This window comes from Paenibacillus sp. OT2-17 (genome assembly GCF_009827695.1).
In the GTDB taxonomy this organism is placed as follows: Bacteria; Bacillota; Bacilli; order Paenibacillales; family Paenibacillaceae; genus Paenibacillus; species Paenibacillus polymyxa_B.
The window spans coordinates 1-8,280 of the sequence record NZ_WUDQ01000137.1 but is presented as its reverse complement, the minus strand read 5'-3'; the positions used below and the strand labels follow the sequence as shown (position 1 = coordinate 8,280).

Annotated in this window: 7 protein-coding genes; 6 read left to right on the top strand and 1 reads right to left on the bottom strand. The window is 47.4% G+C overall.

Annotated elements, in window-relative coordinates:
* Positions 1-1,251: LutB/LldF family L-lactate oxidation iron-sulfur protein (locus GRP75_RS15045; protein ID WP_160789703.1), on the top strand; the 1,251-nt coding region annotated here is incomplete at its 5' end.
* Positions 1,244-1,999, top strand: coding sequence for a LutC/YkgG family protein (locus GRP75_RS15040; RefSeq protein WP_160789702.1), 756 nt, complete (start codon positions 1,244-1,246; stop codon positions 1,997-1,999). The genes GRP75_RS15045 and GRP75_RS15040, both read left to right, overlap by 8 nt.
* A 12-nt stretch (positions 2,000-2,011) precedes the next feature.
* Here the strand turns inward: GRP75_RS15040 and GRP75_RS15035 are convergent, their stop codons facing one another.
* On the bottom strand, positions 2,012-2,989 hold the full coding sequence (locus GRP75_RS15035; protein WP_160789701.1) for a LacI family DNA-binding transcriptional regulator: 978 nt from the start codon (positions 2,987-2,989) through the stop codon (positions 2,012-2,014).
* Between the two features lie 154 nt (positions 2,990-3,143).
* Here GRP75_RS15035 and GRP75_RS15030 point away from each other — a divergent pair, with 154 nt between their 5' ends.
* The 4 genes from GRP75_RS15030 to GRP75_RS15015 all read left to right on the top strand — a co-directional run.
* Positions 3,144-4,607, top strand: coding sequence for a glycoside hydrolase family 1 protein (locus tag GRP75_RS15030; RefSeq protein WP_160789700.1), 1,464 nt, complete (start codon positions 3,144-3,146; stop codon positions 4,605-4,607).
* 17 nt (positions 4,608-4,624) lie between these two features.
* A complete protein-coding gene (locus GRP75_RS15025; protein WP_028542333.1) occupies positions 4,625-5,479 on the top strand; it encodes a DMT family transporter in 855 nt (284 codons plus the stop codon).
* Between the two features lie 259 nt (positions 5,480-5,738).
* A complete protein-coding gene (gene licT, locus GRP75_RS15020) occupies positions 5,739-6,581 on the top strand; it encodes a BglG family transcription antiterminator LicT (RefSeq protein WP_023988429.1) in 843 nt (280 codons plus the stop codon).
* Positions 6,582-6,698: 117 nt separating this feature from the next.
* Positions 6,699-8,280, top strand: a 1,582-nt coding sequence (locus GRP75_RS15015; RefSeq protein WP_160789699.1) for a PTS transporter subunit EIIC, incomplete at its 3' end; no start/stop codon positions are given.

Sequence of the window (8,280 nt, the reverse complement as noted above, 5' to 3'; positions counted from 1 at the left end):
GACACAGCAGCCGATGCTGTACGTATTACACTGGATATTGCTGCGCATAGCCAAGCCCGCTCCGTCGTCAAATCCAAGTCGATGGTGTCGGAGGAGCTGCATTTGAATCAGGCACTGGAAGGGGCGGATATCGAGACGATTGAAAGTGACCTCGGTGAATATATTATTCAACTGGCAGGAGAGCCCCCGTCTCATATCGTCATTCCGGCGATTCACAAAAATCGTTATCAGATTGCCGAGCTGTTATCCAAAGAAGCAGGGGAGAAATTGTCCGCGGATACGACGATTTTGGCGGGCTTTGTCCGCAAAAAGCTGCGTGAGAAGTTTCTAGAAGCGGATATTGGCATGACCGGGTGTAATTTTGCCATCGCCGAGACAGGCTCCATGGTCCTGTTTGAAAATGAAGGCAACGCACGAATGGTATCCACTTTGCCCAAAACGCAAATTACGCTGATGGGCATGGAACGGATTATTCCATCCTGGACGGATTTGGAGGTGATGGCTACATTACTGCCACGATCCGCTACTGGACAGAAGCTGACCATGTACATGTCTGGTATTTCAGGCCCTCGGCGCAGCCAAGATGCCGATGGGCCTGACGAAATGCACATCATCATCGTAGATAACGGACGTTCACTACAGCTAGGCAATCCCGAGTTTCAAGAGTTGCTGAACTGCATTCGCTGTGGGGCTTGCCTGAATGCCTGTCCGGTGTACCGACACATTGGCGGGCACGCGTATGGCGGGACATATAGTGGCCCTATCGGTGCAGTGCTTACGCCTGCCCTTCATGGCAACATCGAAGAGTGGAACGATATTGCGAGTGCGTCCAGTCTGTGTGGTGCGTGTTATGAAGCCTGTCCGGTCAAAATACCGCTGCATGATATGCTGGTATATTTGCGTAGACGTAAGGTAGAGGCGGGACAAGGAGATAAGCTGGAAACAGTAGGAATGAAAGGTTTTGCGACCGTGGTTTCCAGCTCGAAGCGATTCGCAGCGGCGATTCGGCTAGGGCAGATTGCACAGAAAGCGGTCGTTCGTAAGGGCGAAATTACCCTAAAGCTGGGCCCCCTAAAGGGATGGAATACGTACCGTGTGGCTCCCTCTTTGGCGAAAAAATCCTTCCGTCAGCAATGGAACACGCTGGAGCATAAGCTGGAGCAGGAACGCAATGTGATGCAGCCGGATGTTCTCAGTCGAATGGAGAAGATTTTGGCAGATAGAAGTAAAGGAGGGACGCAGCATGAGTGAACAGAGTAATCCTTCTGCGCAAGCAAAAGCGGCCCATGAAACGTGGCTTCATCAAATGGAAGCAGAATCCTGTGCCAAGCAGGTACGCTTTATGGACGGCATCGCGACTCGGCTCAAGCGTCCACGACAGACGGAGCCGCCAGTTCAGCCGTTTCGCGGGGCACCTGCATTTTGGCACGAATTCGAATGGAGCGCGGAGCAGCGCATCGAGGAGTTTACCGCCAACTTTACAAGTGTTGGCGGGCATGTCGTGCGTCTGCTGGATTTGGAGCAGACCGCAGACTGGATCGCGCTCAAAGCGCGAGAGCTGGGAGCGGCCTATATCGTCCGGCAGAATGAGCCGGACCTGGATGCGCTCCAGCTGGAATCGGCGCTGCCGGAAGTCCGTTTATCGGTGTGGAACACCGATCCAGTCGAGGACTGGAAGGCCCGCGCTGCCGAGGCGGATATTGGCATCGTCATCGCCGACGAAGCGGCTGCTTACACCGGTTCGGTAGCGATGTTATCCTCGCCGGAGAAAGGCCGTGCAGTCAGCCTTTTGCCAACTGTACTGATCATTCTTCTGCCAGTAGAGCGCTTGCGAACACGACTGGGCGAAATTCTAAACCGCTTTGACAAAGCCGGGCGTGAGCAATTGCCCGCAGGCATTCATTTTATTACTGGACCGAGCCGCTCGTCGGATATTGAAAATGATCTGACGATCGGTGTACACGGGCCGGGTATCGTCTATACACTGTTGATTGGTTAGTTTGTAGATGGATTAGCAGGTAGAATGGCGGACCTTCAATTCAAAAGCAAGGGAGGCTGGCTCCAAAGGCTGTCCGTTCAATTGCTGATATAATGTACGGAACATTTCCTGTCCGATTCGCTGCAATGGGTTCGTAATATTGGTCAGTCCCATGGCGTCGGCTACCTGACTTTCGTCAGCTTCAAAGCCGACCACTGCTAAATCTCCTGGAACCTTCCACCCTTTACTACGAGCAGCTGAGATAATACCGCATGCCACCAAATCATTGGTTGTCATGATGGCATGGGGACGTTCCTTTAAAGACTCCAGCTTGGCGAACGCTCGCATTCCGTCCTGCACCGTATGGATACCACTGAGCAACCATTCCTCATTCACTGGCAGCTTCCTTGCCGCGAGCAGGTCATAATAGGCCTGGAGTCTTCTTTGGCTGTTTACGCTGTTTTTTCTGCCTACGGTGCAGGCGATTTTTCTAAATCCCAGCTCGGCCAAATGCTCTAATCCAATCCGAAATCCTTCATAATGATCGAGATAAATGGATGAAATCTCTTTATTTTTTAATGGCTCGCAGGTCACAATCGGCCCATACTTGGTGTAATGCCTCACAGCAGACCAATCCAGCATACGCCGTAAAATGACGATCCCGTCCACTTTTTTCTGCCTCAAAAGCTCTAACGCCGCGCTTTCCAAATCCTGATTTTCCTCCGTCTGGTAGATCAAAACCTGATAATCTTCCTCTTTACCCGCATTGGATACTCCCTTGATGATTTGCATGTAATAATTGTTAATCGTTGGGGTCATGATCCCAATAACCTTGGTACGGCCTACTTTCAACTGCACCGCATTAATATTCGGAATATAATCCAGTTCCCGAATGACTTCCATCACCCTGGTCCGCGTTGCTTCACTGACATATGGATGATGATTAAGCACCCGAGACACGGTACTTGTCGATACCCCCGCAATTTCAGCAATTCTTTTTATATTATGCATGACATTCAACTCCAAAAATTTAGTTCTTGACCTGGAATGCATCCCAGATTGTAGCATGAAAGCATAAAGCGTATGCAGCAATCCGGGATGCATTTGAAGGACACGGGTTCCGCATACTTCTTCACAAATTATAACCTACTTGGAGGAATGCAACATGGAACAGGCAAAAGGTTTTCCCAAGAACTTTCTATGGGGCGGGGCAGCCGCTGCCATGCAGATTGAAGGGGCTTACAACGTAGACGGAAGAGGGCTCTCGATTTCTGATGTATTTACCTTTGATCCAGCACTCGACAAAAAGCATTGGCTGGATCAGTGGCATATGATGACCCATGCGCAGGTCAAGGAAGCTTTGGACCCAAACAGCACCAAAAATTATCCCAAACGTCGGGGAAATGATTTCTATCACCGTTATGAAGAAGATATTAATCTGCTGGCCGAGATGGGTTTTAGATGCTTTCGCACTTCCATTTCCTGGACACGTATTTTCCCGAATGGCGACGAGACAGAACCCAATGAGAAAGGGCTGCAATTCTATGACAAGGTTTTTGATGCCCTGCTGGCCAAAGGAATTGAACCTGTCATCTCGCTGACCCATTACGATATGCCTTTGTATCTTGTCACCGAATATGGTGGCTGGAAAAACCGGAAACTGATTGAATTTTTCGTCCGTTTTGCCGAGACTGTATTTACCCGTTACAAGGATAAAGTAAAGTACTGGATTACGTTTAACGAAATGAACTGTGTCAAACACCATCCGTTTGTCAGCGCGGGGATCATTGAAGAGAATCACCCGAATCTGGAGCAGGACAAGTATCAATCTGCCCATCATCAGTTTATAGCTAGCGCGCTGGCAGTCAAAGCCTGTCATGAGATTATACCGAACTCCCAGATTGGGTGTATGATCAGCTATCTGTTGCTTTATCCGAATACTTGCAATCCGGATGATGTGCTTGAATGCCAAAAGGAAGAACGAGTGTCCTTCTTTTTCAGTGATGTACAAGCTAGAGGGTATTATCCGTCCTATACCGCACGTATGTTCAAAGAAAAGGGTGTTGTTCTGCATAAAGAACCTGGCGACGATGAAATCTTGCGAGATAACCTCGTGGACTTCGTGTCCCTGAGCTACTATATGTCCAACAATGCCAGTGCCACTGCCGATCAGCATGCCAAAGCAAGCGGAAATCTGATTGGTGGCGTGAAGAATCCTTACCTCGAGCAGTCCGAGTGGGGATGGCAGATTGATCCTAAAGGATTACGTTATGCGCTTAATAACCTGTATGACCGCTATCAAAAGCCACTGTTCATCTCAGAAAACGGCGTGTGTGCGACAGATCAAATGAATCCTGACGGCACCATTAACGATGATTACCGTATCGACTATCTGAAAAAACATATCGCGCAAATGAGGGAAGCCATTGAGGATGGAGTGGACCTGTTCGGCTACACCGCCTGGGGTCCCATCGACATGATCAGTGCTTCGACCTCACAGGCATCCAAGAGATACGGCTTCGTCTACGTCGACCAGGATGATCTGGGCAACGGAACACTGAACCGCTACAAGAAAAAAAGCTTTGACTGGTATAAAAAAGTGATTGAATCGGGCGGAGAAGTGCTCTAAACGGAGGCGTATGATGCATGAAAGGCTTGAGCCTGCTCTTATGCCTGATCTGGGGCTTTAATTTTGTCATCATGAAATTGGGCAATGGAGCCTTTGAACCTGTTCAATTTGCGGCTCTCCGGTTTCTCACAGGGACGCTGCTTCTGTTCGGAATTCTGATGTGGAAACGGGTTCCGAACCCTGACAGGCACACGATAAAATGGTATATACTCTGCGGGATTCTCCAGACTACCTATTTTAATATTGCGATTCAGATATCCCTGAACTACATTAATGCGGGCTTAACCTCCGTGCTTACGTACAGCATGCCGCTGTTTTTATCCATTATGGCTCATTTTATGATTCCAGGTGAGCGGCTGAACACACGCAAAACGATTGGAATTGCTACAGGGGTCTTGGGGCTATTATTTGCTATGGACATTCATTTGGGCGGCAATTTGTGGGCCATGCTGCTTGGGGTGAGTTCAGCGATTGCTTGGGCACTTTCGAACCTGATTATCAAGCTCAAGCTCCAGCATTGCGATAAAACCCAGTTCACGACCTGGCAGATGGCGTTCGGTGCGCTCGGATTGTTATTGTACTCCCTGTTGTTTGAGCGATGGGAGCCGAACTTTAGCGCTGCGTCGATCTTTTATATCTTATTTTCCGGCATTGTGGCGTCTGCTCTTGCATTCCTGCTGTGGACTCATATTCTCACTAGAATGGAAGCAAGTAAAGCTTCTGTTACGCTGTTGCTGGTTCCTATCATCGGTGTTGTGTCCGGCTGGATCTTTCTTCACGAGGCACTCAAAGCGGCTACCTTGCTTGGCATTTTCTTAGTACTGGCGGGCATCTGGATTGTGAATCGTTCAGGGACTCCGAAGCCGCAGTAAGCGGATGGAAGGCTTTTTTTAATAAAGGGTTGACAGAAAAAAAGAAACTCTATTATAATGAAGCCAAGAAAACGATTACAAAAATGAATCTCATAATTTTCAGGGTGTTACTATTTTAGGCATAACCTGAATGGAGTTCCGGTAAATGGGCGATAACGTCTATGAAGCGGTATTCTGTTCAGGTTTTTTAGTGTATGCACATTTTTTAACAGAGTCTCTTTAAAAAATGGCCTTCCAGTAAATAAAAGCAGGTGGTCGCATGATTTTGAAGAAAGCGCTTAACAACAATGTCGTTTTAGCAGAGGAAGAGGACGCCCAAGAGGTCATTGCGACAGGAAATGGAATCGCATTCAACCTGAAACCGGGGGATACCATTGATGAGCGGAAAATCACGAAGCTGTTTGTAGTCAAAACTCAGGATTTATCCGCGAAGCTGGCGGATTTGCTGAAAGATGTAAAGATGGAATGTATTGAAATCGCGGATGAAATCGTGGAGTATGCCAGACCGAGATTGGCTGGAGACATTAGTGACTATATTTACCTAGCCCTGATCGACCACATTTCATTCGCCATCCAACGGCATGAACGGGGAACACCGATTGAAAACCGGTTTCTATGGGAGATCAAGCGGTTTTATCGCGAAGAATTCGCGATCGGTAAACATGCGCTGGAGATGATTCGTAACAGGATCAACATCACGTTCGATGAGAATGAAGCCGGGTTTATTGCCCTGCATTTCGTCAACGCCCGCCTGGATAACCAGAAGCTTGATCTGACGCTAAAAACGTCAAAAGTCATCAAGGATATTATGGATATTGTAAAATACCACTTCAATGTCGAGATTGATGAAGATTCATGGAATTACAACCGTTTTGTAACCCATCTTAAATTTTTTGCCCAGCGGCTTTTTGCCCACGAATCGGCAGACCCGCAGTACATGAATTTGTTCGAAGACCTGAAAATCAAATTTCCAGAAGAGCACAGATGTGTACAAAAAATAGGGGTGTATGTGAATAAGCAGTTTGAGCAGAAATTAACCAATGATGAAATGATGTATCTTATGATTCACATTTCCAGATTGGTCAACAGAACTGAAAACTAACAGGGTGTTACCATTCGTGGGCATTACCTGAGTGATTTCGATACTAAATTGCATTTTGGTATCGGGAATTACTCAGGTTTTTTTTATATCAACCAGAGAACATTGGAGGCAGGCATTATGAGCAAACATGATGAATTAGCGAAATTCATTGTAACTAATGTAGGCGGAGAAGAAAATATACGTGATCTGTACCATTGTATGACCCGTCTGAGATTTACACTTAAGGATAAGCAAAAAGCCAATAAACAGGCTTTGGAAAATTCCGACAGTGTCATTTCCGTGATAGAAAGCGGAGGGCAGTACCAGGTGGTGATCGGCAATCATGTTAACGAGGTTTATGATACGATTGCGAAGAACTATAACCTTCAGGTAAAAAGCGGCAACGACAAAAAAGAGGATAATGCAAAGGAAGGTAATTTCATCAGTCGTGCTTTTACCGTCATGAGCTCTATTTTCCAGCCGATTGTACCTGCTTTGGCTGGTGCAGGGATGCTGAAAGCTATCCTGGTTATTCTTACACAGTTAGAGTGGTTGGACAGTGCCTCCAGTACCTATGCTATCCTTGCTGCCGCAGGCAACGGCGTATTTTTCTTCCTGCCACTGATGTTGGCGTTTTCAGCTTCGAGAACATTCAAGACCCAGCCTATCGTATCTGCTGCCATTATGGCCGCTCTGCTGGAGCCTAACTTCACCAAGCTGATGGAAAACACGGGGGATATTGCTTCCTTTATCCACATTCCCGTTGTCCTGATGAGTTATACGACATCCATTATTCCAGCAATTTTAGCCATTTGGCTGTATTCATATCTGGAACGGTTTCTGAAGCGGGTGGTTCCGAAAAGCATTGAATTGTTTATGGTCCCGCTTGTTTCCTTATTAATTATGGTTCCGCTTACCGCCATTGTGATCGGTCCACTGGGAGTGTACACCGGTAAAGGTATTGCGGATGGTATTGAATTTTTGAGTACGCAAAGCGGTCTCTTGACTGGAGCCATTCTGGGAGGCGGCTGGACCTTCCTAGTGATGTTTGGTTTACACTGGGGGATTGCACCTGCGATGATCAACAATCTTTCCCTCAAAGGGTTTGATACGATTCGACCTATGATGGCTTCTGCGACCTTCGCCCAATCCGGTGTCGCTCTTGGGGTCTTTCTGAAAGCCAAAGACAAAAAGCTGAAAGCTTACGCACTGTCATCTATTTTCCCTTCACTGTTCGCTGGTATTACAGAACCTATCGTTTACGGATTGTCCGTGAAGCTGAAAAGACCAATGATTGCCGCCGTCATGGGGGGAATGATCGGAGGGGCCATTGCCGGACATTTCCAAACGACCGTGCTTGCTTATGTGTTCCCGGCAATAACTACTATTCCGGCATTCTTTACGAATACAATTGCTTTTTATTTGATTAGTATCATCATTTCATTTGTGGTTACTACCGTATTGACTTATATTCTGGGCTTTAATGAAGGAAACGGGGCAACGGATGCGGAGACAGGAAAGACGGAAGCAGAAAAATCCGAGCCTGCCTTACAAACTGAACCTGGACATACCGAAGTCACCGAGAATGTCTATGCGCCTATCCATGGCCAAATTGTTCCGCTTCATGAGGTTCCTGATCCTGCGTTCTCTACAGAAGCGATGGGTCAAGGAATAGCCATTCTACCGAGTGAAGGAAAGGTATATTCACCGGTTTCCGGGG